Raw genomic sequence first — 25533 nt, 5'->3', positions numbered from 1 at the left:
CACGAGGATTTCCTGATCATGTCAGTCTCTTTACCGACTTATGGCCAACTTACCCACCGTTGGGGCTGGCTGGTCGCCCTGGGCATCGTACAACTCCTGATCGGCACCGTCGGCCTGGTGATCAGCACGCTGTTCACCGTTGCCAGCGTGCTGGCTTTTGGTGCCATCCTGTGTGCCAGCGGCATCCTGACACTGCTCAGCGCGGTCTTTCACGGGCAAGGCTGGAAGGCACGCGGCGTTTCCATCCTCATCAGCCTGATGTATCTGGCCGCCGGTCTGGTCATGCTGTTTGCTCCGCTGCTGTCGGCCGAGTGGCTGACCCTGATGCTGGCCGGCTGGCTGATTGCCGTCGGCTTCATGCGCGCCGTCAAGGGCTGGCAGCACCGGCCGGAACACGGCTACGGCTGGGTGGTGCTGGGGGGCGTGCTGGTGTTTGTTTCCGGCGTACTGCTCCTGATGAGCTGGCCGGGATCGGGCTTCTGGGTCATCGGCCTCTTCATCAGCGCCGAGCTGATCTTCGCCGGCTGGACCTCCATCATCGTGGCACTGGCCGCCCGGCGCGCAGCCCACAACCAGCCTCCGCATCCGGATCATGAGGCCGGCACACCGGCCGGGCTGGCTGGCTGATTCACTCCCAGTATCCGGGCACCTGATAGCACTGCTTCAGATGCCCGATAAAGGCACGGGTACGCAAGGGCAGATACTTGCGCTGGGGTACGACGGCACAGACCGGATAATCCGGTGACGAAAACGCATCCAGCACCGTCACCAGCCGCCCTTCGGTCAGGTCGTCCTTCACCTCCCACAACGAGCGCCAGGCCAGCCCCAACCCCTTGAGCGCCCAGTCGTGCAGCACGGCACCATCGTTGCAGGCCAGCAACCCGCTGACTTTCCAGTTCACCAGCTTGCCGGCCACGACAAAGCTCCAGCCACGCGGCTGGCTGGCTCCCAGTGTCAGGCAGTCAAAACGGGACAGGTCTTCCGGCGTCAGCGGTACGCCATGCCGGGCCAGGTATGCCGGCGCGGCCACCACCACCCGCCGGTTTTCCGCCAGCCGCACTGCCACCAGCGACGAATCCGCCAGATCACTGATACGGATGGCCACATCCACCCGCTCGGCCAGCAGGTCCACCAGCCGGTCCGACAGGTCCAGTGTCACCCGGATGTCCGGATTGGCCCGCTGGAAACTCGCCACATGCGGTGCCACATGCCGCCGCCCGAATCCGGCCGGAGCCGTCACCCGCAAATGCCCTTTCGGTCCCTGTACCCCGCTGGCCACGGCAGCTTCCGCCTCGGCCAGCTCGGTCAGCAGCCGCTGGCAGTCTTCAAAAAAAGCCGCACCTTCCTGTGTCAGCGTCAGGCGGCGGGTGGTTCGTACCAGCAGCCGGACTCCGAGGCGCTCTTCCAGCGCATCCAGCCGGCGACCGATCACTGCCGGCACAACGCCCTCCTGCCGCGCAGCAGCTGACAGGCTGCCCTGCTTCACCACCTCGACAAAGGTTTGCAGCTGACGAAAATCGCTCATTAGTGACGTAAAAGTAAAAAGTGAGATGGCATTTTATGGGTTTTTCCATCACTAGTACGAGACTAGACTGCTTGGCAACCGAGCATGCATTCCGACATTACCCTGGAGAAACTACAAGATGGCCCAACTGCCTCAAGGCGTGGAAATCACCGCTGACATCACTCCGGCCTTTGCCGACATCCTCACCCCGGAAGCACTGGCTTTCGTCGCCCGGCTGCACCGCCAGTTCGAAGGCCGCCGCCGCGAACTGATGGCTGCCCGCGACAGCCGCCAGGCTGAGCTGGACGCCGGCCGCCTGCCGGACTTCCTGCCGCAGACAGCCTCCATCCGCAACGGCGACTGGAAAATCGCTCCGTTGCCGGCCGACCTTCTGGACCGCCGCGTGGAAATCACCGGCCCGGTCGACCGCAAGATGATGATCAACGCGCTCAATTCCGGCGCCAAGAGCTTCATGGCCGACTTCGAGGACTCCAACTGCCCGAGCTGGGAAAACCAGATCAGTGGCCAGATCAATGTCCGTGATGCTTATCGCAAGACCATCAGCTTTGCCAGTCCGGAAGGCAAGCAGTACCGCCTGAACGATGAAATCGCCACCCTGATCCTGCGTCCGCGCGGCTGGCACCTGATGGAAAAGCACGTCAAGGTCGATGGCGAAATCGTGTCCGGTGCCATTTTCGACTTTGCCCTGTCGTTCTTCCATAACATCGCCTACCTGCAAAGCGTCGGCAGCGCCACCTATTACTACCTGCCGAAGATGGAATCGCATCTCGAGGCCCGCCTGTGGAACGACATCTTTGTCGCCGCCCAAAATGACCTCGGCATTCCGCAAGGCACCATCAAGGCAACCGTCCTGATCGAAACCGTCCTCGCCGCCTTCGAGATGGACGAAATCCTCTACGAACTGCGCGAACACAGCTCCGGCCTCAACGCCGGCCGCTGGGACTACATCTTCAGCTGCATCAAGAAATTCCGCGTCAACCGCGACTTCTGCCTTGCCGATCGCGCCAGGATCACCATGACCGTACCGTTCATGCGTGCCTATGCCCTGCTGCTGCTCAAGACCTGCCACAAGCGCAACGCACCGGCCATCGGCGGCATGGCTGCCCTGATTCCGATCAAGAACGATCCGGTCAAGAACGAAGCCGCCATGGCCGGCATCCGGGCCGACAAGCAGCGCGATGCCACCGACGGCTACGACGGCGGCTGGGTGGCACACCCGGGTCTGGTGCCGGTAGCCAAGGCCGAGTTCGATGCCGTGCTGGGCAGCGCCCCGAACCAGATCGAAAAACAGCGCGACGACATCAGCGTGACGGCCGCCGACCTGCTGAACTTCCAGCCGGAAGCACCGATCACCGAAGCCGGCCTGCGCATGAACATCAACGTCGGCATCCAGTACCTGGGCTCGTGGATTTCCGGCAACGGCTGCGTACCGATCCACAACCTGATGGAAGACGCCGCCACCGCCGAAATCTCGCGTTCGCAGATCTGGCAGTGGATCCGCTCGCCCAAGGGCGTGCTGGAAGACGGCCGCAAGGTGACGACCGAGCTGTTCCGCGAACTCCAGGCTGACGAAGTGGCCAAACTGAAAGCCGAATATGGCAACAAGTGGACCCGCCAGTACGAAGACGCCGCCCGCATGTTCGACTTGCTGACCACCTCGGACGATTTCGTCGAATTCCTGACCCTGCCGGGCTACGAATACATCGACTGAGTCCTGCACACGACATGCACAGCGCCCCGGTCCGGGGCGCTGTTTTTGTTGCCGGCAAACCCTGATCCGGATTCAGGAACCGGAAGCAGCAGGCTGGCGCACCACCGGATACCCGCCCAGGCTGGCGCGGTTGGCCAGCAGCAAGGCCGGCAGCACCAGCACTTCGTCGTCAAATTCCTGCACCGCTTCGCTCACCCGCCCGTACAACATTGCCGGCGACTGGCCGATAGCCTGCCCTTTTTCCTTGGCCGAGGCTGCTGCATCGCCAAAACGCAGGCCGTTACGGTCAACCGTGCCTGCACGGTTCTTGCCGTAACTGATGACAGCCACCGGTACCGCATTGCCGGCAATCTTGCCGGCAGCTCCCCAGAATTCGACATTCACGACCGGACTCTGGTCCAGCAAGCTGCCCCACTGCACCGGGACCGAGCAGATACCCGGATCCACCACATAGCCGAACATCGATCCGTACTTGTCATACCCGGCCGGCAGCCCCAGGGTTTTCCACGGCAGGAACTGGACTTTCCTGCCGGAGAGGCCGGCATTCTCCACGCCACCAGCATCAGCACTGCCACAGGGCAGACGCCCCATGGTCTGCATGTACATGGCCAGCGCCGCCTGGATGTCCTGCGCATCCTGCCCGCCGGGCACCCGGCCAAGCCGGTCATTCAGCTGGCGCATCAGCGGCAGCGACACCATGCCCAGCACCAGACCGATCACCACCAGCGAAACAGCCAGCTCGACCAGCGTAAACCCTTGTTGTTTCTGCATGTCCTTACCCCTTTGCCGACAGTGTCAGCGGTCCCCAGTTCGCACCGGCACTTGCCCGCTGGCGCAGGTAAAACACCGACAGCCCGCCCTTGAACTGCAAGCGCAAGCCCTGCGCCGCTTCAAACACCAGCCCGCCGGCATCCCGTGCCGACTCGCTGTAGCGCGTCACGCTCTCCAGTTGCTGCCACCATTTGCCGAGCGGCTGGCACACGTCCCGGACCGACAGGCCAATCCCTTCATCATCAAAATGATTCCGGCGGCTGAGCGTGCAGAGATACACCCAGTCGGCCAGTTTTCCGGCCTGTCTCTGAGTCTCCAACAACCGCCAGGCACCATTTCCGGTTTTGTCCTGAGGTGCCTGCAACAGGGTGGAAAGCGCAGAATCAGGACTGTCGCAGCCGGACTTGACCCCGGGCTCCTGCCCGAACGCCACCTGCCAGGCCGTCACGAACCGGTCCGTCAGGCATGCCCTGCCGTCCAGCTGCTGCCAGTCCTGCACCAGTGCATCATCACCCGGCAACTGCATCCCGACCGGTGTCGACCGCACCGATCCCAGCAGCACCCCCAGCCCCGCGACCTGTTGCAGGACCGGCAGCAAGGCCAGTTGCAGCTCGCGGCGGGTCAGGGTCACGTAGGCTACGGACGACGTGGCAGAACCAGCCGCTGCACTGCGGGTCAGCGCCACCGGCCGGCTGGTATCGATGCAATTGGCCAGCGTGCCGCGGCTTCCGGGCGAAGCGCCGGCCAACGGCTTTGCCCACCCCGGATAGGCGTTATCCGCCGTTGCGGCGCCCGTGTTCAGCAGTTGCGAAAATCCGGCCGGCATCCGGTCCCGCACCAGCAGCCCGAGGATGTCACGGGATGGCTCGGTCGCCGCAGGCTCGCCCTCCAGCAGTACGGCCGGGAACAGGTCCCGGTTTTCCAGATCTGCCGCCGTCAGCGGGCAAATCTGCACGCTGCCGTTCCGGCAGGCGTTGCCGGTGGTAAAGAGGCGGCTGGAAGCAAACAGCCAGATGCCGTTGCCACTTGGGACATAAGGCGTCAGCCCGGAGTCGGCAAACGGAAAAACCCCGCCGCAAAACTGGCCGTTGGCCACGCTGAACAGCGGTGCGGCCTCCCCGACCTGCTGGTTGCCGGCATCGGTTCCACCGCCCAGATACGGAGGCCGCAACTGCCCCTTGTGCATCGGCCATGCCCGCGTCTGCCAGGCGCCCGCCTGGCCGGCCGGCCAGTCCAGACCGGCCGGCAACCGGTCATCCTCGCGGCTGATGCCACCACCGATCCACGCCAGCGCCACCTGCTTGGCCGTACCCAGATCAGCCTGGCGTTGCAGCCGCATCTGCCGGTAGCCCTCTTTCAGTTGCCCGATGAACGGCAAGACCAGCAACAGCAGCAACAAGGGAACAAGCACGGTCAAAAACGCCATTCCCCGTTGCGGGCCTGCGGCGACAGAAACAGAAAATCCCTTTAACATGCCTGAAAACTGAATTTCGTCTTGAAAAATAACCTTTTGCACAGGATTTTCTTTTGTCATGAACGCTGTTTTACTGGCTGTCGTTCTCATGCTCGGGCTCTCGCTGGCCCGGGTGAACGTGGTGATATCCCTGATCGTGGCGAGCGTGGCCGGCGGATTGGCCGGCGGACTCGACATGGCCGTCACCCTCAAGGCCTTCAATGCCGGCATTGGCGGCGGGGCTGGCGTGGCCTTGTCATATGCCCTGCTCGGTGCCTTCGCACTGGCACTGGCGCAGTCGGGCCTGCCGCATGCGCTGGCTGACAAGCTGCTGGCGATGGTGCAACGCGGACAAGGCACACTGCTCAAGTGGGCCGTGCTCGGCGCCCTGGTCCTGATGGCCATATCGTCGCAAAACATCCTGCCCATCCACATTGCCTTCATTCCCCTGGTTGTACCGCCCCTGCTGTTCGTGCTGGCCAAATTGCGGCTGGACCGCCGGGCAGTGGCCTGCGTGCTGACCTTCGGCCTGATTACGCCGTACATGACTATGCCAATCGGATTCGGCGAAATCTATCTGAATCAAATCCTGATGAGCAATGTCGCCAAAGCCGGACTGGACACCTCCGGCATCCATGCCAGCCACGCCATGCTGATTCCGGCCCTGGGCATGATTGCCGGCCTGCTGATCGCGCTGTTTGTCAGCTACCGCAAGCCGCGCGATTACGACCTTGCACAGATCAGCGACGTCGAGCGTGAATCCGTGGCGTATTCGTCACGTTCCATCTGGGTATCGGTCATTGCCGTGGCCATTGCCTTCGCCGTGCAGCTGTCGGTTGATTCGATGCTGATCGGCGCACTGGCCGGCTTTCTGGTATTCGTGCTGGGCGGCGTGGTCAAATGGCGCGAAGCCGACAGCATCTTCAGCGACGGCATGAAAATGATGGCCACCATCGGACTGGTGATGATCGCCGCTGCCGGTTTTGCCGAAGTACTGAAGGCCACCGGCGAAATCGGTGCACTGGTGCAGACCTCTGCCGACGCCATCGGCCACAGCAAGCCCCTGGCTGCACTGCTGATGCTGCTGGTCGGCCTGCTGGTCACCATGGGCATCGGCTCGTCGTTTTCAACCATCCCGATCCTCGCCGCCATCTACGTGCCGCTGGCCATCGAAATGGGCTTTGGGCCGCTGGCCATCGTCAGCCTCGTCGGCACGGCCGGCGCCCTGGGTGATGCCGGCAGCCCGGCGTCGGACTCCACCCTCGGCCCGACCGCCGGTCTGAACGTGGACGGCCAGCACAACCACATCTGGGACACCGTGGTGCCGACCTTCCTGCACTACAACCTGCCGCTGCTGGTGGCCGGCTGGATCGCCGCCATGGTGCTGTAAGGAGTACGGACCTCGACGGGCAGGACACCTGCCCGCGCCGTCCTGCGGAATCGCCGGCCTCCCCGTGCAAGCTCCGCTCCGGCCGGCTTGCCGCCATGGCAACGGAACGCCGCACAGGCAGCCGTCTCCGGACCGGACTGCCCGTATTCGTGCCTGGATCTCTTTCTCCCGTACGGCAGCCTATACCTGCCGATTGCCGGCTGCTTTCCCGCCGGATGTGACCCGTGCTGCCGCCCCACGCAGGCCTGTACCCGCAGCTCATCTAGCGCAGTTGCCCCGGCTGCCCGGCTCGCAGTTCGGTGGCGGGCTGGCATGGACATCACTGCCGCACATCAGGACCAGCCGCACCAGCGACCGGGCAGAAGCCGGGCATGTTGCCTGCCGGACCCGGACTCGCAGGTCCGGCACGGCCTTTCACGGTGCGGGCCGGAGCCCTCCGGAATCCGGCTGGGGTTCGGCATCGCCCGGTCCGGCCGGTTGCTGCCTCACCGGAGCGGCTCATCGCGCCAGCCCGGATCCCAATAGCGCGGCCGCTGCCCGCGCCAGCCGGACACGGCCACCTGGTCGTGCAGCTGCACACGGATGGCCCCCTGCCAGTCGGTACGCCAGCGCTGCATGCCCGCCTCCCGCAGACGTTCCCAGACCTGGCGCTGCGGGTGCCGGTAACGGTTGCGGTAGCCGGCGCTGACAATCGCCGCCTGCGCGCCCACGGCTTGCAGGAATGCCATCCCCGATGACGTGCGGCTGCCGTGATGCCCCACCAGCAGGACGTCGCTGGACAACGCCGGTTCGCCCAGCAGTTCCGCCTCGCCCGCCTGTTCCAGATCCCCGGTCAGCAGCATCGAGCGCCCCTGCCGGCTCGTGACCTTCAGCACGCAACTGGCATTGTTGTCGCTGGCACTTTCCGCTATCCCTGCAGACGGCCACAGCACGCGGAATTCCACCCCGTCCCACGTCCAGCGCTGTCCCTGGCGGCAAGCGGCAAATCCCTGCCCCGGCCAGCGCCCGGGCCGGCTGCTCCAGCGTCCGGCATCCGGCCACAGCGGTGCCAGCACGGCCCAGCCGCCGGCATGATCGCTGTCGTCGTGCGACAGCATGACCCGGTCCGGCGAACGTACCCCCCGTCCGGCCAGATACGGCAGCAGCGTGCGGCTGGCGGTGGCACCGGACGGCCCGCCCGGACCGACGTCGTACACCAGCGTATGACTGGCGGTTTCCACCACCACGCTCAGACCCTGGCCGATGTCCAGCACGGTCAGCCAGACTTCGCCCGCAGCCGGGCGCTCCGTCACCGGCCAGAGCAACGGCAGCCACAGGCAGGCTGCCAGTCCGCGCAACGACCACGACGGCAGCACCATCAGCACGCTGCCGAGCAAGGCCAGCACCACGGCCCAGCCGGCCGGTGCCGGAATCTGCCATTGCGGACCGGCAGCCAGCCAGCGCAGGGGCTCCAGCGCCAGCCCCAGCAACCAGGCGACCAGTTGCAAGGGCGCATCGAACGGTTGCAGCAGCACCAGCAACGAGGCCAGCGTCAGCGCACCGCCCAGCACCGGTGCGGCGTACAGGTTGGCCAGTGGCGACAGCAGCGGCAGGCTGCCGAACCAGGCCAGCAGCAGGGGCACCGAAGCAGCCGCGATCGCCAGCTGGGCTCCGGCGACGGCAGCCATGCCGCGCCATGCACCCGGACGACCGCTGCCGACGGCCAGCAGGGCCGCCACCAGCCCGAAGGACAGCCAGAATCCGGCCTGTGTTGCCGCCCACGGGTCCGGCAGCAACACGGCCAGCAAGGCCAGCAACCACACCTGACGCATCGGCCAGCGCCGGCGCTGCTGCAAGGCCCAGCAACCGGCTGCCAGCATGTAAAGGGCGCGCAGGGTCGGTACCGAACTGCCGGCCAGCAGGGCATAGCCTGCCGCGCCGGCCAGTCCGGCCCAGGCCGCCAGCGGCCGCAGCGAACGGCCCCGCCAGGTGCGGCGACGCACCAGCCAGCCGGCCAGTCCGGTCAGGGTGCCGGCCAGCAGTGCCAAGTGCAGGCCGGAAATGCTGACCACGTGGGTGGTGCCGGTCCGGGCCAGCCATTGCCATTGTTCCGGCGTGATGGCGCGCGTGTCGCCAATGGTCAGGGCCGCCAGCAGTCCGGCTCCGGCCTCGGTACCGGCCACCGTCCGGATGCGCCCGGCCTGATGCGCGCGCCAGCGGTCGATCCGGGCGGACACGTCCTGCCACGGGGTTGAAAGGCGTTCGGGCGAACGGGCCTGGCAACGCGCCAGCCAGCCCTGCGCCATCAGCCAGCCTTCCATGTCGAAAGCGTACGGATTGGCCAGCGCGTGCAGTCGCTGGCAGCGCAACTCTGCCTGCCAGCGGCTGCCGGCCAGATCGGCCGACGGCTCGACCGGCAGGCGGACCTGTATCCGTGACGGCAAAGAGAAGCCTTCCGGCACCGCCTCGACGGCAGCCACCACCTGCACCCGGCCCATACCGTCCACTTGCGGCAGTCCGCGAATGGTGAATTGTGCCGTCACGGGCTGCATTTCCTGCGCGGGCGGCAGCTGTTCGGCCAGACGCAGGTCCAGCCGCCAGACGCTCCACAGTACACCCAGGCACAGCCAGCCCCAGGCGGGCCAGCGGCCGCGCACGCCGGCCCAGCATCCCAGCAGGATCACGCCGGCGGCGACCCCGTGTACCGGCAGGGAGACAGGCAGATGGGGCGGCAGCATCAGGCCCGCGACCAGCCAGGCAAGGACAGGCATGAAGGCAACGCCCCGGAAGACAAATATTCATTTTGCATGAAATGATTTTTCCGCGCGGGCTTTCGCGCTAGCGGTCCAGCGCCGACAATGTGCCTTTGCCCCGATTAATGGTTGCCATGTTTCACGGTTTGCTCGCCACGCCCGACGTTTCCCCCGCCACGCTGGAGCACTTTGCCGCCGGTTACGGCCTGCCGTGCCTGGCGACGCCGCCGGGCGAAGGCTACTGGCTGGCCTGGCGCGCAGGCGTACTGGGGCTGGAAAGCCCGCACCACGGTGCGGTGACGTCCGATTTTGTCGGTGGCGCTGCCCGGCACCGGCGCGAATTCGGCGGCGGTGCCGGGCAGCCGGTCGCCCGCGCCATCGGCCTGAAGGGCAGCCAGCGTCCGCAGGTGGTCGACGCCACCGCCGGACTGGGCCGCGATGCTTTCGTGATGGCCAGCCTGGGCTGTCGGGTCACGCTGGTCGAGCGCTCGCCCGTGGCGGCGGCCCTGCTCGACGATGCACTCGCCCGCGCCCGGCTGGACCCTGCCACGCACGAGATTGCCGCCCGCATGCAGCTGGTGTTTGCCGATGCCGCCGACTGGCTGGCACAGCAGCCGGCCGGCAGTGTGGACGTTGTCTACCTGGACCCGATGTTTCCCGATACCGGCAAGTCCGCCGCGGCCAAAAAAGAGATGCAGGCGTTTCAGGTCGTGGTGGGGGACGATCTGGATGCCGGCCGCCTGTTGCTGGTGGCGCGGCAGGTTGCCGGCAAGCGGGTGGTGGTCAAGCGCCCGCGGCTGGGTGCGCTGTTGACCGGTGAAAAACCCGCCGGCCAGCAAGTGGGCAAAAGTACCCGCTTCGACCTCTACGCCCCGCTGCCATCCGCCAGCGCCTGAGAGGCTTGAGAACAACCTATTTTCTCTACACGCCGGAGCATGCCTGACCAGGATCCGGCCAGCGTTCGCCCCGGAGTTTGCTCACCGCACCCGGCTACCGTCCCGCCGACAGGCCGTGCACAAGCACACCGGAAAACCGCGGCGAGCCAGCCCGGCAATCCCGGCCCGTCCGGCATCGGCACCTGCCGTACTCCGGCTCAGAAGCCAGCCGGTTACCTGGCCCGGTTTCCGCGCGGTCCGCAGCCGGGGAATCCGGCAACCATGCCTGTCCTGCTCCGGCCCTGATGCCGTTTACAGCATCCGCAGGAAAATGCCCTGTCAGGGTCTGCCTGCCACCATCAGGAAGCTACCGGCTGATCTGGCCAGCGTCTGCCCCCGCTATGCCATGCCGGTACGTTTGGCTGGTGCGGAAGGCATCGGGATGACTTTCCATGCGCCAGTTCACCGCCCTGAAACCCCCGGTTTGCGGTCTCGCACATCCGGTTGCTACCGCAGGCAGCTCCGGGCTTCACGGCACCAACGGCAACATCCACAAGGCCCGCAGCAGCTTGCATGCTTGCCGCACCGGGCAGGCCGGAAAACTACCCGGCCTCCGGCCCGGCTGCCGTCACGGGACGGGTGCCGATGCGCCCGAAGTCAAAGTGCTCGCGCGCCCAGGCCCACAGTTCGGCCAGCGGCCAGCGACTACCGGGAACAGGCTGGTTCAGCCGCCTGAGCGCCAGCAGCAGCTCGTCGGCGGCATGGTCGGCGCAGATGGCCGGCGCCAGCGTCTGCTTGGACAGTTTTTCACCCGCTGCATTCACCACCAGCGGCACATGGGCGTGGCGCGGCACCGGCACGCCCAGTGCGTGCATCAGCACGATCTGCCGTGGCGTGGAATCCAGCAGGTCGGCGCCGCGCACGATGTCGGTCATGCCCTGGTCGGCATCGTCGACCACCACCGCCAGCTGGTAGGCCCACAGGCCGTCTGCCCGCCGCAACACGAAATCGCCGACATCACGGGCAACGTCCTGCACCTGCTCCCCCACGATGCGGTCGACGAAACGCACCGGACCGGCTGGCACCCGCAGGCGCCAGGCACGGGCAGCCTGCCCGGCCGGCAAGCCGTGGCGGCAGGTGCCGGGATAGACCGGGCCGTCAATGCCGCGCACGGCCGCGCGGGCAATGTCCTTGCGGGTACAGGCACAGGGATAGGCGACACCGGCAGCGATCAGGCGCTCCAGCGCTGCGGCGTACCGCTCGTGCCTATCGTGCTGGTAGACCAGTTCGCCATCCCATTCAAAACCGAAGGCTTCAAGCGTGGCGAGGATCCGGCTGCTGGCACCGGGCATTTCGCGCGGCGGGTCGAGGTCTTCGATCCGCAGCCACCATTCGCCGCCGTGGCGGCGGGCATCCAGACAGCTGGCCACGGCGGTCAGCAGGGAGCCTGCATGCAGCAGGCCGGTCGGACTGGGAGCAAAACGGCCGCGGTAGCGGCGGACAGGAACGGAAGTCACGGCTAAACGGTATGGAGTTTCTAGAATGGAGGCTGGAACGTCAGCGCAAGGATAGCCGCCATGACCCACGTCGTCACTGAAGCCTGCATCCGCTGCAAATACACCGACTGCGTCGAGGTGTGTCCGGTGGACTGCTTTCGCGAAGGCCCCAATTTCCTGGTCATCGACCCGCGTGAATGCATCGACTGCGTGCTGTGCGTGGCCGAGTGTCCGGTCGGTGCCATCTATGCCGATGACGACGTACCGCCCGACCAGCAGGATTTCATCGCGCTGAATGCCGAGCTGGCGGCCCATCCGGAGTGGCGCCCCATCACCATGGCCAGGCTGCCGCCGGACGATGCCGACGACTGGGCACGGGTGCTGGACAAGCGCCAGGAGCTCGACCGCAACGGCGCCTGACTTACCGGGCGGTAAAGCGCAGGACGTAGGCCTTGCTGCCCACATCCACCCGCATGTCCCAGTCGCGCGCGCCGCTGGCACACACCGGCAGCATGACCCTGGCGGTCCAGCGCCGGTCTCCGGCAGGGATCAGCCGATAAGGCGGTACGCCCATGTCCATGCCGGGCATTTCAAAACGCGCCATCGGTGTTTCGCCGGTACCGCTGACTTCGATTTCGAATGGCTTGCCGTGCACGGGTGGCGTGGCGAAGCGCAGGCTGGCACCGCTGTCACCCAGTTGGCAGACACGAGCCGTATCCGGGCAGGTCAGCATTTCGGCAGTGGCCGGTTTCGCCTCGCCGGCCCAGCCGTACCACAGCACCCCGAGCTTGAACACGCCCAGCACGACCAGTGCCAGGGCAATCCAGAACCAGCGTTGCATCTGCTTGCGTGTCATTGCCATGCTCCCCGCATCATGGCGATTCCGTGCGCGCCATGCGCCTGTGCAGCCTGCATGTCCTGCGGCTGCATGCCGCCCAGGGCGTAGACCGGCATCGGCCAGCGACCGCCGGCCAACCCGGCAAAGCGTGACCAGCCCAAGGGCGGAACGCCGGGATGGCTGGGCGTGGGCATGACATGCCCCAGCATGACGTAATCCAGTCCCAGCCGGGCAGCCTGCTCAAGTTCTTCTTGCCTGTGCACCGACGCACCGGCCCAGTCGGCCGCCGGGCGGGTGTCCAGCGCCATCAGCTGTGCGGCGGTCAGATGCACGCCGTCCAGCCCGGCCACCAGCGTCGTGGCACCGGCCAGCAGCACGCGGCCGCCGCAGCCGGCGGTCAGTGCCCGGATTTCGTGCGCCAGCTGTACGCGGTCGGCTTCGGCCCAGCCGGGCTCCCGCACAACCACCAGCGGAAAGGCGGCAGGGTCGGCGCCAATACGCGCGAGGATGGCGGCAGCTCCGGTTTCGCCGGCACAGGTCAGCGCCAGCGTGGCCGGCAAGGACAGTGCCCGGAATACCGGCGTGTTGGCCGGCAACACCGGTGCGACATTCAGGGCACCGGCCGCAGGCTGCCACGCCCAGGTCTGGCCTTCGCGCGCCTGCGGCTGCCCTTGCCAGCGGGTCACCCGCCAGAACGACAGCCGCACGCTGGCGTGTTCGTAGTGAAAATGCTGGGTCAGCCACGGCGTGGCTTCTTCGACGGTCAGCCCCAGCTCTTCGTCAAGCTCGCGTACCAGCGCCTGATACGGTGTTTCGCCGGCTTCCAGCTTGCCGCCGGGGAACTCCCAGTAACCGGCATACGGCTTGCCCTGCGGCCGGCTCGACAGAAAAAAGTCGCCGTTCGGGGCCAGCAGCACCCCGGCGACGACATCCACCCATTTGGTCATGATGCCTGTTGCTTTGTATCCCCGTAACGCTGGATGCCACGGCGCTCTGCCCACTGGAGCAGCCGCCGGTACACCGGGTCGGGTACGTATTGGTGAATGATGTTTTCCCAGCCCATCGGGCCGACCAGCCCGCGCACCATGGTGGACGACACCTCGGCAAATTCGCGGGGCGGCAGCAGGAAAATGGTGTTGATGTTCGGATACAGGTCCGAATTGATGTAGCGCATGGCGCGCTCATACTCGTAATCGCTGGTGGTGCGGATGCCGCGCACGATGTAGTTGGCCCCCACCGACTGGGCGTACGACACCAGAAACTGGTTGTCGAAGACTTCGACGCGCAGGTTCGGATACTGCTGGGTGGTTTCCCGCAGCATGGCGGCCCGGTCTTCAGCGCTGAAGGTGCAGTGCTTGTCGGGGTTGACCCCGATCGCCACGATCAGCTCGTCAAACAGCTCGACGGCCTGCTGGATCATCCACAAATGGCCATTGGTCACCGGGTCAAAACTGCCGGCATAAACCGCGCGTTTCAAGGATTGCCTCCCGTTGCAGTGCAAAAACAGGATGCGCGCACTGTAAACGCAGCATGGAACCGCGGCAAAGCTTTTTGCATGGCAGCATGAAAAGAGACTGCTCAGTACTCACCCAGAATGGCCCGCCATTCCGGCGAGTCAGGCAGGCAATATGACGTATCAGGCAATTGCCAGAATGCTCCCCGTTGCAGGAGTGCGACGATTTTCCGCTGCCCTGGCGACGGGGTCAGGTCACCGTCAAAGCCGGCCAGGGCAATCACTTCTCCTGTCCGCAACGGTGCCCGGTACACACTGGTCACCCGTACCCACACCTGCTCAAGCGGCCCGTCGCGCCGGGCCGGTTCGACCTCGACCGCCACCACGGCATCGGCCTGCTGCCACAAGGCCGGCGACCAGACCGTGACTTCTGCGGCCGGTGCACTACCAGCCATCAGCAGCCCGATTACGGCCCATGTAGTCCTCATGCTGGTTTCTCTCCACGGCGAAGCATCATCCATTATCGTCAGGCAAGACCGGTTTTCCCATGCCGCACCAGATAATGACATTTGACTTGGCGCGGCGTTTCGCGATACCTCTGGCGCATCCCCTGTTTCCTGTCTTCCTGCCGGATGCCTTCTTCTTTCCGCTCCCGCCTGCCACGCCAGCTCCTCTGCCTTGGAACCGGTCTGGCATGTGCGCTTGCAGCATATGCCGCCCCCCGGATCGGCGATGTCACACCGGCATCCCTGACCACCACGCTGCTGCTGGCCGCACTGCTGCTCTCCTGGCTGGGCTGGGGCCTGAGCCGCCATTACTGGCGCCGGCGCGAGCATCTCTACCGGAGCCAGCGCAGCGAATTGCGTGACCTGCGGGCACAGTACGATGCCCTGATCGAGCAATCACTGGTCGGCATCTACATCCTCAAGGAACACACGCTGATCTACGCCAACCAGCGCGCCAGCGAAATGCTCGGGTATCCGGCCGGCGCACTGGCCGGCAAATCCCTTGTTGACCTGATGCCTCCCGGAGTGGCGCACGAGATCGGTGAATCAGTCCGCCGGCGTCACCGGGACAACATCACCGAACAGCACTACGTCCTGCCACTGATCCACCGCAACGGCCACCGGCTGTCGGTGGAACTGCACAGCCGCCTGACCGAATTCCGTGGCGAACGGGTGATTGTCGGCGTCGGCCTCGACATCAGCGCTCGCCTGGAAACCGAGCGCACGCTGCAACTGGCCGCCACCGTGTTTGAAAACTCCAGCGAAGGCATCCTGCTTACCGATGCCGACGGCACCCTGATCACCGTCAATCCGGCGTTTACCCGCATCACCGGCTACACCGAGGAGCAGGCACTGGGACGCCGCTCGCGCATGTTCCGCACCGACCACGTCGGCCAGGCCACCAACATGCAAATGATGCAGTCGCTGGCCGAACACGGGCACTGGCAGGGAGAAATGTTCGACCGCCACCGCGACGGCCGCCTGTATCCGGTCTGGCTGTCCCTGAGCGCGGTATACGATGAAGACCGGGTATCCAACTACGTCGGCGTGTTCACCGACATTTCGCGCCGCAAGGCCGCCGAAGACCGGCTGGTGTTCCTCGCCAGCCATGATCCGCTCACCCGCCTGCTCAACCGTGACGCCCTGTTCCGCAAGCTCGAGGACATCTGCCTCTCCGGCATCGAGCAGTCCTTTGCCGTGCTGTTCATCGACCTGGACCGCTTCAAGCTCATCAACGACAGCTTCGGTCACGCCACCGGCGACAACCTCCTGCGCATCGTGGCCGCACGCCTGTCGTTTGTCGTGGGCAGCAATGCCCTGCTGGCCCGCCAGGGCGGTGACGAGTTCACCCTGCTGCTGGAAGACACCGGCCAGCGCACCGCCGTCATCGACATGGCCAACCGCCTGCTGGACGAACTGTCACAGCCCATCACGCTGGAAAACCAGGAACTGCACATCACCGCCTCCATCGGCATCGCCCTGGCCCCCGAGCACGGCAAGGATGCCGCCACCCTGCTGCGCCATGCCGATACCGCGCTTTATCGCGCCAAGGACGCCGGCAAGAATACCTTTGCCTTTTTTACCCACACCCTGCACGGCCTCTCCAACCAGCGGCTGGCACTGGAAAATGCCTTGCGCCACGCCCTGCCGCGCAATCAGCTTACCCTGGCGTACCAGCCACAAATCGACCCGCACCGCCAGCGCTTGGTCGGTGTCGAAGTCCTGCTGCGCTGGCATCACCCCGAGCTGGGCCAGGTGTCCCCCGCCACCTTCATTCCGCTGGCAGAGGAAACCGGGCTGATCCTGCCGATCGGCCGCTGGGTACTGGAAACCGCCTGCCGGCAGCTGGCAGCGTGGGACACGGCCGGATTCAGCGTAGGACACGTCGCGGTCAACCTGTCGGCCCACCAGTTCAATGATCCCGGCCTCACGCATCACCTGAAAGCGGTCCTGTCGGACAGCGGCCTCGCTGCCCGCAGGCTGGAGCTGGAAGTGACCGAAAGCACCCTGATCAACAACCCGACCGCTGCCATCGCCCTGATGACCGAGCTCAAGGAACTGGGCGTGCGCCTGTCGATCGACGACTTTGGCACCGGCTACTCCAGTCTGGCGCAGCTCAAGCGCTTCCCGCTCGACACGCTGAAAATCGACCGCACCTTCGTCAGCGGCATTCCGGCCGATGCCAGCGACCTGGCCATCACCGAAGCCATCATCGCCATGGCCAAGAAACTGTCGTTGTCCGTGGTGGCCGAAGGCGTGGAAACAGCCGACCAGCGTGATTTTCTGGCCCGCTGCGGCAGCGAACTGATCCAGGGCTATTTCTACAGCCCGCCGCTGGCCGCAGAGGCCCTGCATTCGTTCAGCCGGATGTTCGACAGCGATGCGCCTCCGGTCGCACTGACCTGAGCCAGCCGGCCCGCTAACCGGTAGAATGCCGCCTTTGCCCTTTCTTGCCGGACCCCAGCGTGTCGCAGAAAAAACTCATCCACGGTTTTCATGCCGTCAATGCCCGCCTGTTCCAGTCGCCCAAAAGCCTGATCGAGATCTACATCACCCGCGGCCGTGAAGACCGCCGCATGCAGGAAGCGCTGGCCAAGGCCGCCGACGAAGGCATCCGGGTCATCCCGCTCGACAACGAACGGCTCGATGCCATGACCGGTCACGCCCGCCATCAGGGCATCGCCGCCGTGATCGATGCCAGCCACCGCATCGTCAACGTCGACGACGTGCTCGACACCCTGACGACCCCGCCCTTCCTCCTGATCCTCGACGGCATCACCGACCCGCACAATCTCGGCGCCTGCCTGCGCGTGGCCGATGCCATGGGCGTACATGCCGTGCTGGCCCCCAAGGACCGCTCGGCCGGCCTCAACGCCACCGTCAGCAAGGTTGCCTGCGGTGCAGCCGAAACCGTGCCGTACATCCAGGTCACCAACCTCGCCCGGACCCTGCGCGACCTCAAGGACCGCGGCATCTGGATCGCCGGTACCGACATGGACGGCCAGAGCGACCTCTACCATTTCGAAGCACCGGAATCACTGGCATGGGTCATGGGATCTGAAGGCGAAGGCATGCGCCGCCTGACCCGCGAGCACTGCGACCTGCTGGTCAGCATCCCGATGTTCGGCACGGTGGAAAGCCTCAACGTGTCGGTTGCCACCGGCATGGTGCTGGCCGAAACCCGCCGCCAGCACACGCTCGCCGCCGAACGCCGCCAGGCCTGAGCCGGCTGCACTACACTCCGGTTCATGACCCGCCTCGCCCGCCCGCTGTTTGCCCTGCTCGCCGTCCTGTGGACGGCGGGCCTGCTGCTGCTCGCGGCGCCGGCACAGGCAGCCTGTCATGACGGCATGCCGGCTGCGCACGAAGCCGGTATATCGCGCCGCCACGCCGCTCCCCCCGACGAACCCGCCCTGTCGGTCTGCCGCAGCGGCACCACTGACTGCCAGGGCGCCGTCGCCGGCAGCCACGCCTGTTGCGTCGTCGCCCTGCCGGCCGATGCCGTTCCGGCCGGCCTGCCGCTCCTGACGCTGGCCACCACCCGCCCGGCCACGGCAATCGCCCCGCTGGCCAGCCGGGCACTCCCTCCGCCGGACAAGCCTCCGCGCACCTGACCTTTCTCCCGCTCATGCAGCCGTCACCTTCCGGTGCCGGCCATGTCTGCCCGCCGGCCGGCTGATAGCCGCCGGCACGAGAGAAAGTTTCTGTCATGCAACGACGTCACCTGCTGACGGCGCTCGCCAGCCTGCCGCTGTGGCCGCTGGCTGCCCGCGCCAATCCGCATGCCCATCACGGCATGCCCGCCCCCGCATCCACGCCCGCCGCACCGGCTCCGGTCGCCCGCCAGCCCTTGTCAGGCGGTACCTCCCTGCGCGAACCGGCCCGCCTTGCCAACCAATCCGGCACGGCCGGCCGGTTTGCCGGCACACTGACCCTGGCCGAAACCCGCCATGCACTGCTGCCCGGCGAACCGACCCGGCTGTGGACCTTCAACGGCAGCGTACCGGGACCACTCATTGAACTCACCGCCGGCGACCAGGTCAGCCTGACCCTGCGCAACCGGCTGGCCGAATCCACCACCGTGCACTGGCACGGCCTGCCGGTGGCACCGGAGTTCGACGGCCACCCGCGTCAAGCCATCGCCCCCGGTAACGATTTTGTCGCCCGCTGGCAGCTGCCGGCCGACTGGTACGGTACCTACTGGTATCACCCGCATCCGCACGGCCGCACCGCACGCCAGGCGGCCATGGGGCTGGCCGGTGCCGTGCTGGTGCGCGATCCGGCGGACCCGCTGGCCGGCCTGCCGGAAAGCCTGCTGGTGATTTCCGACCAGCGTTTCGATACCGGCAACCAGGTGGCCGCCCACACATTGGCAGACTGGATGGACGGCCGCGAAGGCGACGTGGTGCTGGTCAACGGCCAGCATCACCCGCGCCTGACCGTCGCTCCCGGTGAAACCCGGCGCCTGCGCGTAGTCAATGCCTGCGCTGCCCGCTACCTGCGGCTGGCCGTGCCCGGAGCCAGACTGGTGCGGGTCGCCAGTGACGGCGGCTGGCTGCCGGCGCCGCAGCCGGTCGGGGACTACCTGCTGGTACCGGGCGAGCGCAGCGAATTCGTCGTCACCTTCCCGCACCATTCCGGCACACCGCTGACACTGGTGTCACTGCCTTATGCCCGGCAGAAAATGATGAGTCCGGAGCAGACCGCACCCGTCCCCCTGCTGGATATCGGGATCAGCAGCGGGCGCGAGCCGGCAGCGCCTTTCACCCTGCCGGCCACCCTCAGGCCGGTGGTGCCGCTCGGCGCACCGGTACGCCGGCGCGAAATCGTGCTGGACGAGCGCCCGCACGACATGGCGGCCCATGCCGGGCATGCCATGGCCGATCCGCAGCGCATGGTCGAAGGCCTGTTCCTGATCGACGGCAAGACCTACGACATGGACCGCGTCGACCTGGAGGCCCGCGTGGGTGAAGTCGAGGCATGGGAGGTGGTCAACCGCAGCCACATGGACCATCCCTTCCACCTGCATGGCGGCCGCTTCCAGCTGGTGGCCATCGATGGCCGTCCGGTCACGCCGACCTGGCGCGACACCGTCAACCTGCCGCCGCGCTCGCGCCTGACCCTGCTGACCCGCTTCGACCATCCAGGCGAACTGCTCTACCACTGCCACGTCCTCGAACACGAAGACGCCGGCATGATGGCCACCCTGCGGGTGCGGGCCTGAATTGCATCATCGTTTCGTGTTTTTTCCTGAATCCCGATCCAAACCGACTGGAGTTGTCATGTCTTACCGTCTTTCCCGCCTGCTGGCCCTGCTGACCGCTGTTTCAACCGTGCAGGCGCAGGCGCTGCCGACCGCCGTGGTCCACGAACAACCGGGTTGCGGCTGCTGCCACCTGTGGGTGGAGCACCTCAAGACTTCCGGCTTTGCCACCAAGGCCGCCGTGGCCCAGGACATCTGGCAGAAAAAGCAGCGTCTGGGCGTACCGCAGCAGCTGGCGTCGTGCCACACCGCCGAAATCGGCGGCTATGTGTTCGAAGGCCATGTGCCGGCCGATCTCGTCAAACAGGTACTGCGCGACAAGCCGGCCATCCGCGGGCTGGCCGTGCCGGGCATGCCGGCGGGGTCGCCGGGCATGGAAATGCCCGATGGCCGCAAGGACCGCTATCAGGTCATTGCCTTTGACCGTGACGGCAAAACCCGCGTCTACGCCACCCGCTGATGCAGGCATGAACGGGGGAGGGACATGACAGGCATCCCCTGAACCGGGGTCAGCCGTTACAATGCAGCGAGCTGACCCGTCCGACCTGCCATGCAACCGATCCCGTCCCCGCTCGCCCTGCGCGAAGTCGCCCCCGCCCAGTTGTCACGCCTGCTGCGCGACAACCGGCCCATGCTGGAAGTCAACCCGCTGCCGGCCAAGCTGCCCGACCTCAAGGACGGCGAACAGGTCAATGCCCGCGTGGTCGACTCGCTGTCGGGCAACCGTTTTCTGGTGCTGGTCAAGAACCAGCTCCTGACCCTCAACCTCAACCGCGGACAGATGCTGGCCGCCGAGCCGGGCTCCACCCTGCGCCTGTCGGTGGCGCAAATTTCGCCCAAGCTCACCTTCCATCTCAACGGCGACCCGCTCAGCGAGCAGGTTGATCGCCAGCTGTCGCGCGTCACCCTCTCGGGTGCCTCGCGCTACCTTGCCACCCTGCTGACGCAGGCCGCTCGCGGCAATGAAGACAGCCGTGCCCAGGCCACGCCGGATAGTGCCCGCACGCCCCTGATCGCCCGCCAGCCCAGCATGACCGCCATGCAGAACGCGCTGGCGGCCCAGCCCGACACCAAGGCCATGGCCCAGGCGCTGCGCCTGCTGGTCAGCGGCAGCGGCGCCTTTTACGAATCGCACCTGGCGCAGTGGGTCAACGGCCAGCGCCAGCTCGCCGACATCCAGGCCGAACCGCAGGCCAGGCTGGAACTGCCGCGCGCCCTGTTGTCACTGCTGACCCGACAGCATGCCGAAGCGGAAAACGAACCGGTCAGCGACCGTTACGCCAGCCTGCGCGCAGCCCTGCGCGGCCCGGACGAACAGGAGGCCACCGCCACCCGCCACCAGAATGCCAACACCGCACTGGGGCAACTGGTCGCCCGCCAGCTCGACACGCTGGAACACCGCCAGTTGCTGGTGCAGGGCACCGCCTGGCCGGAACAGGGTTTCGAACTGCTGGTCGAAGAAGAACCGCACGCCGACGAACGCGAAGCCGAAGGCGGCAGCGCCCAGCCCGGCAGCTGGACCGGCCGGCTGGCACTCAACCTGCCGCACCTGGGCCCGGTCGAGGCCCGCATCCGCCTGACCGGCAGCGGCGTGCAGATCCGCATGGATGCCCTCAGCCCCGCATCGGCGGCCCAGCTGGCCGCCCACCGCAACCAGCTGGCCGGACAGCTTGATTCCGGCGGTTTGACCCTCATCCAGTATTCGGTTAACCGGGACGCCTGATGAACCAGAAAGAACAACAACGCCGCAGCGCGGTTGCGCTGGCCTATCGTGAAGGCTCGGTCGCACCCAAGGTGACGGCCAAGGGCCAGGGCGAACTGGCGTTGCGCATCATCGAGCGCGCCCAGCAGGCCGGCGTGTTCGTGCACGAATCACCGCAACTCGTGAACCTGCTGATGCAGGTCGATCTCGACAGCCAGATTCCGCCCGAGCTCTACCAGGCCGTCGCTGAAGTACTGGCATTTGTGTACTGGCTGGAACAGCAGCAGGGCGGCGGCACGCCGCCGGAACACATCGCCCCGCCACTGCCGCTCCCGCCCACTCCTACCGAACAGCCCCGGTCTTAGCCATGATTCCCGAACTGCCCCGCCCCGCTTCCCGTCTTGCCCTCGGCGCCTTGCCGCGCGGAGCCGACAGCGCCCGCCTGGCGGCCCTAGCGCGCGCCAGCCGCCAGCCGCTGGTGATCCTGACCGCCGACCCGCAGGCCGCCCGCCGCATCGCCGACGAACTGCCGTTTTTCGACCCGGAACTGGAAGTGGCGTTTTTCCCCGACTGGGAAACCCTGCCCTACGACCAGCTGTCGCCCCACGCCGACCTAGTCAGCGAGCGGCTGGCCACGCTGTGGAAGCTGCGCCAAGGCAAGGCCGACGTGATCGTCACCGCCGTCCCGACCGCCATGGGCCGGCTGGCGCCGGTGGAATTCCTGGCCGGACGCACCTTCCTGCTCAAGGCCGGCGACCGGCTGGATGCCGACCAGTTGCGCGCCGACCTGGCACTGGCGGGCTACACCCACGTCACGCAGGTGTATGCCCCGGGCGAGTTTTCCGTGCGCGGCGGCCTGATCGACCTATTTCCGTCCGGCGCCGCCCTGCCTTACCGCATCGAGCTGTTCGACGACGAAATCGACACCCTGCGCACGTTTGACGTCGACACCCAGCGCACCCTCTATCCGGTCAATGACGTGCGCCTGCTGCCGGCGCGCGAATTTCCCACCGACGAGGGCGGCGTCACGGCCTTCCGCCAGCATTTCCGCGAAACCTTCGAGGGCGATCCGTCGCGGCGGCAGCTCTACAAGGACATTTCCGCCGGCAGCATCCCCGCCGGCATCGAATACTATCTGCCGCTGTTTTTCGACCATACCGCCACGTTTTTCGACTACGTGGGCGAGCAGGCCCTGATCGCCCTGCACCACGACACCCTAGCAGCGGCCGAAACCTTCTGGCGCGAAGTCGAACAGCGCCGCACCATGCTCGGCACCGATCCGGCCCGCCCGCTGCTGCCGCCGGCCACGCTTTACCTGCGTCCGGACGAACTGATGGCGGCCCTCAAGCCGTACGCCCGCTTCGAAATCGCTGCCGGCGGCGCATTGCCGGACGACCTGGCGCGCCTGCCCGACCTGACGGTCGACCGGCGGGCCGAGGTGCCGGTTGCCCGGCTCAAGGCCTTCCTCGCCACGACACCGGCCCGCACCCTGCTGGTGGCCGAAAGCCTCGGCCGGCGCGAAACGCTGACCCAGTTCCTGGGCGAATACGGGCTCAGGCCGCAGCCGGTCGATTCGCTGGCCGGCTTCAGCCAGGGTGACATGCGCTTTGCCCTGACCGTCGGCACGCTGACCGGCGGCTTTGTCGACCTTGAGCGCCAGGAGGCGCTGCTGAGCGAGGCCGACCTCTACCAGACCGTGGCGCGCACGCCGCGCCAGCAGAAAAAGCGCAGCAACACCGACGCCATGCTGCGCGACCTCGCCGAGGTCAAGGTCGGTGATCCGGTCGTGCACGAGGCGCACGGCATCGGCCGCTATCTGGGGCTGGTGTCGATGGATCTGGGCGAAGGCCAGACCGAGATGATGCAGCTTGAATACGCGGACGGCGCCACCCTCTACGTGCCGGTCAGCCAGCTGCACCTGATTTCGCGTTACGCCGGCCACGCCTCCGACAGCGTGCAGCTGACCCGGCTGGGCTCGCCGCAATGGGAACGGGCCAAGCAGCGCGCGGCGCAAAAGGCGCGTGACACGGCAGCCGAGCTCCTGAACCTCTATGCCCGGCGCGCGGCGCGCGAAGGCCATGCCTTCGAACTGTCAGCCCACGATTACGAGGCCTTTGCCGCCGGCTTCGGTTTCGAGGAAACCACGGACCAGCAGGCCGCCATCGAAGCGGTGATCCACGACATGACCGCCGGCCGGCCGATGGACCGGCTGGTGTGCGGCGACGTCGGCTTCGGCAAGACCGAAGTGGCGCTACGGGCGGCCTTTGTCGCCGCCATGGGCGGCAAGCAGGTGGCCGTGCTGGTGCCCACCACCCTGCTGGCCGAGCAGCATTACCAGAACTTTGCCGACCGCTTTGCCGACTGGCCGCTGAAGATTGTCGAGCTGTCGCGCTTCCGCTCGGCCAAGGAGCAAAAGGCCGCGCTGGCCGGCCTTGCCGACGGCAGTGTCGACATCGTCATCGGCACGCACCGGCTGGTGCAGCCGGATGTCGAATTCGCCCGTCTCGGTCTGGTGATCATCGACGAGGAACACCGCTTCGGCGTGCGGCAGAAAGAACAGCTCAAGCGCCTGCGCGCCAATGTCGATGTGCTGACGCTGACCGCCACGCCGATTCCGCGCACGCTGGCCATGTCACTGGAAGGCCTGCGTGACTTTTCGGTCATCGCCACGGCGCCCAACCGCCGGTTGTCGGTCAAGACCTTTGTCACGCCGCAAAACAACGGGGTGATCCGCGAGGCGGTGCTGCGCGAACTCAAGCGTGGCGGTCAGGTGTTCTTCCTCTACAACGAGGTGGAAACCATTGAGAACATGCGCGAAAAGCTCACGGAGCTGCTGCCGGAAGCACGGGTGCAGGTGGCGCACGGCCAGATGCGCGAGCGTGAGCTGGAACAGGTGATGCGTGATTTCAACCAGCAGCGCTTCAACGTGCTGCTGTGTTCCACCATCATCGAAACCGGCATCGACATCCCCAACGCCAACACCATCATCATCCACCGCGCCGACCGTTTCGGCCTGGCACAACTGCACCAGTTGCGCGGCCGGGTCGGCCGCAGCCACCACCAGGCGTATGCCTATCTGCTGACCGGCGAAGGCATGACCAAGGACGCCATGAAGCGGCTGGAAGCAATCCAGATGATGGAAGACCTCGGCAGCGGCTTTTACCTCGCCATGCACGACCTGGAAATCCGCGGTGCGGGCGAGGTGCTGGGCGAAGGCCAGTCGGGCGAAATGCACGAAATCGGTTTCTCGCTCTACACCGAGATGCTCAAGAGCGCGGTACGGGCGCTCAAGAAAGGTCAGGAACCCGATCTTGATGCGCCGCTGGGCGTCACCACCGAAGTCAATCTGCACGCCCCGGCCCTGCTGCCGGACAGCTACTGCCCGGACGTGCACGAACGGCTGGTGCTTTACAAACGGCTGGCAAGCTGCGAAACCGAGGGCGAAATCGACGCCATCCACGAGGAGCTGATCGACCGCTTCGGCCTGCCGGACGTGCCGGTGAAGACGCTGATCGACAGCCACCGGCTGCGCCTTGCGGCCCGCAGCCTCGGCATCGACAAGATCGATGCCTCGGACAGCGCGGTGCAGCTGACCTTCTCGCGCCAGACTCCGGTCGAGCCGGTGCGCATCATCCAGCTGGTGCAGGACAAGCGCAATTATCGCCTGGTCGGGCAGGACAAGCTGCGGGTGGAAGTGGCGCTGGCCGAACCGGCGATGCGTACGGCCCGGGTCAGGGAGCTATTGAAAGAGCTGGCCGGCTGACCATCCGGGTTGCCCGCCAGCGATGCCGACACGATAATCCCCTTGTCCCGTCATT

22 protein-coding genes are annotated in these 25533 nt (G+C 66.3%); 13 read left to right on the top strand and 9 right to left on the bottom strand.

From position 1 onward, the window contains the following. The first annotated feature begins 18 nt into the window (after positions 1-18). Entirely contained in the window at positions 19-627 is a 609-nt protein-coding gene (locus G542_RS15975) for an HdeD family acid-resistance protein (RefSeq protein WP_012696136.1), read from the top strand. Between the two features lies 1 nt (position 628). Here the strand turns inward: G542_RS15975 and G542_RS0105020 are convergent, their stop codons facing one another. After that, a complete protein-coding gene (locus G542_RS0105020) occupies positions 629-1525 on the bottom strand; it encodes a LysR family transcriptional regulator (RefSeq protein WP_012696135.1) in 897 nt (298 codons plus the stop codon). Positions 1526-1643: 118 nt separating this feature from the next. Between G542_RS0105020 and aceB the strand changes: the two genes are divergently transcribed. After that, positions 1644-3236 (top strand): malate synthase A, encoded by a 1593-nt coding sequence (gene aceB, locus G542_RS0105015; RefSeq protein WP_027823554.1) that lies wholly within the window; start codon positions 1644-1646, stop codon positions 3234-3236. 72 nt (positions 3237-3308) lie between these two features. On the opposite strand, the gene G542_RS0105010 is transcribed toward aceB, so the two are convergent. Then, positions 3309-4007 (bottom strand): type II secretion system protein, encoded by a 699-nt coding sequence (locus G542_RS0105010; RefSeq protein WP_027823553.1) that lies wholly within the window; start codon positions 4005-4007, stop codon positions 3309-3311. 4 nt (positions 4008-4011) lie between these two features. After that, positions 4012-5433 (bottom strand): globin family protein, encoded by a 1422-nt coding sequence (locus tag G542_RS0105005; RefSeq protein ID WP_027823552.1) that lies wholly within the window; start codon positions 5431-5433, stop codon positions 4012-4014. A 106-nt stretch (positions 5434-5539) separates the two neighbouring features. On the opposite strand from G542_RS0105005, the gene G542_RS0105000 reads away from it, so the two are divergent. After that, positions 5540-6850 (top strand): Na+/H+ antiporter family protein, encoded by a 1311-nt coding sequence (locus tag G542_RS0105000; protein ID WP_027823551.1) that lies wholly within the window; start codon positions 5540-5542, stop codon positions 6848-6850. Positions 6851-7335: 485 nt separating this feature from the next. On the opposite strand, the gene G542_RS0104995 is transcribed toward G542_RS0105000, so the two are convergent. After that, a complete protein-coding gene (locus tag G542_RS0104995; RefSeq protein WP_034985085.1) occupies positions 7336-9600 on the bottom strand; it encodes a DNA internalization-related competence protein ComEC/Rec2 in 2265 nt (754 codons plus the stop codon). A 116-nt stretch (positions 9601-9716) separates the two neighbouring features. Between G542_RS0104995 and G542_RS0104990 the strand changes: the two genes are divergently transcribed. After that, positions 9717-10478 carry a class I SAM-dependent methyltransferase gene (locus G542_RS0104990; protein WP_244878684.1) on the top strand — a complete coding sequence of 254 codons (762 nt, stop codon included), beginning with the start codon at positions 9717-9719 and terminating at the stop codon, positions 10476-10478. Positions 10479-11059: 581 nt separating this feature from the next. Here G542_RS0104990 and gluQRS read toward each other — a convergent pair. Next, a complete protein-coding gene (gene gluQRS, locus G542_RS0104985) occupies positions 11060-11974 on the bottom strand; it encodes a tRNA glutamyl-Q(34) synthetase GluQRS (protein ID WP_027823548.1) in 915 nt (304 codons plus the stop codon). 60 nt (positions 11975-12034) lie between these two features. On the opposite strand from gluQRS, the gene fdxA reads away from it, so the two are divergent. After that, positions 12035-12373, top strand: coding sequence for a ferredoxin FdxA (gene fdxA, locus G542_RS0104980; RefSeq protein WP_012696126.1), 339 nt, complete (start codon positions 12035-12037; stop codon positions 12371-12373). A 1-nt stretch (position 12374) separates the two neighbouring features. Here fdxA and G542_RS17395 read toward each other — a convergent pair whose 3' ends face one another. From G542_RS17395 to G542_RS17390, 4 genes are all read right to left on the bottom strand, one after another. Beyond that, positions 12375-12815: a hypothetical protein gene (locus G542_RS17395; protein ID WP_155826610.1), complete on the bottom strand. Its 441-nt coding sequence runs from the start codon at positions 12813-12815 to the stop codon at positions 12375-12377. After that, the gene (locus G542_RS0104970; protein ID WP_027823547.1) at positions 12806-13738 is read right to left on the bottom strand and encodes a Nudix family hydrolase; all 933 of its coding nucleotides are present in this window, start codon (positions 13736-13738) and stop codon (positions 12806-12808) included. The genes G542_RS17395 and G542_RS0104970 overlap by 10 nt, the downstream gene beginning before the upstream one ends. Beyond that, entirely contained in the window at positions 13735-14268 is a 534-nt protein-coding gene (gene coaD, locus G542_RS15965) for a pantetheine-phosphate adenylyltransferase (RefSeq protein ID WP_081666744.1), read from the bottom strand. The genes G542_RS0104970 and coaD overlap by 4 nt, the downstream gene beginning before the upstream one ends. Positions 14269-14369: 101 nt before the next feature. Then, on the bottom strand, positions 14370-14732 hold the full coding sequence (locus G542_RS17390; protein WP_012696122.1) for a hypothetical protein: 363 nt from the start codon (positions 14730-14732) through the stop codon (positions 14370-14372). 144 nt (positions 14733-14876) lie between these two features. Between G542_RS17390 and G542_RS15955 the strand changes: the two genes are divergently transcribed. The 8 genes from G542_RS15955 (at position 14877) to mfd (ending at position 25478) form a co-directional block, all read left to right on the top strand. After that, entirely contained in the window at positions 14877-17156 is a 2280-nt protein-coding gene (locus G542_RS15955) for a putative bifunctional diguanylate cyclase/phosphodiesterase (RefSeq protein ID WP_012696121.1), read from the top strand. Positions 17157-17215: 59 nt separating this feature from the next. After that, the gene (rlmB, locus tag G542_RS0104950) at positions 17216-17974 is read left to right on the top strand and encodes a 23S rRNA (guanosine(2251)-2'-O)-methyltransferase RlmB (RefSeq protein ID WP_012696120.1); all 759 of its coding nucleotides are present in this window, start codon (positions 17216-17218) and stop codon (positions 17972-17974) included. Positions 17975-17998: 24 nt separating this feature from the next. Then, positions 17999-18364: a hypothetical protein gene (locus G542_RS0104945; RefSeq protein ID WP_012696119.1), complete on the top strand. Its 366-nt coding sequence runs from the start codon at positions 17999-18001 to the stop codon at positions 18362-18364. Positions 18365-18459: 95 nt separating this feature from the next. Further along, positions 18460-19974 (top strand): multicopper oxidase family protein, encoded by a 1515-nt coding sequence (locus G542_RS0104940; RefSeq protein ID WP_027823546.1) that lies wholly within the window; start codon positions 18460-18462, stop codon positions 19972-19974. 58 nt (positions 19975-20032) lie between these two features. Further along, positions 20033-20473 (top strand): DUF411 domain-containing protein, encoded by a 441-nt coding sequence (locus G542_RS0104935; RefSeq protein ID WP_012696117.1) that lies wholly within the window; start codon positions 20033-20035, stop codon positions 20471-20473. A gap of 90 nt (positions 20474-20563) precedes the next feature. Beyond that, positions 20564-21736, top strand: a complete 1173-nt coding sequence (gene fliK, locus G542_RS17385; protein ID WP_051189916.1) for a flagellar hook-length control protein FliK — start codon at positions 20564-20566, stop codon at positions 21734-21736. Next, positions 21736-22080: an EscU/YscU/HrcU family type III secretion system export apparatus switch protein gene (locus tag G542_RS0104925; RefSeq protein WP_012696115.1), complete on the top strand. Its 345-nt coding sequence runs from the start codon at positions 21736-21738 to the stop codon at positions 22078-22080. The genes fliK and G542_RS0104925 overlap by 1 nt, the downstream gene beginning before the upstream one ends. Before the next feature lie 2 nt (positions 22081-22082). Then, the gene (mfd, locus tag G542_RS0104920; protein WP_027823545.1) at positions 22083-25478 is read left to right on the top strand and encodes a transcription-repair coupling factor; all 3396 of its coding nucleotides are present in this window, start codon (positions 22083-22085) and stop codon (positions 25476-25478) included. The last annotated feature ends 55 nt before the right edge of the window (positions 25479-25533 follow it).

Source organism: Laribacter hongkongensis DSM 14985 (assembly GCF_000423285.1).
Taxonomy (GTDB): domain Bacteria; phylum Pseudomonadota; class Gammaproteobacteria; order Burkholderiales; family Aquaspirillaceae; genus Laribacter; species Laribacter hongkongensis.
The sequence above is the reverse complement of the archived record's forward strand: the minus strand, read 5'-3'. Positions and strand labels throughout refer to the sequence as shown.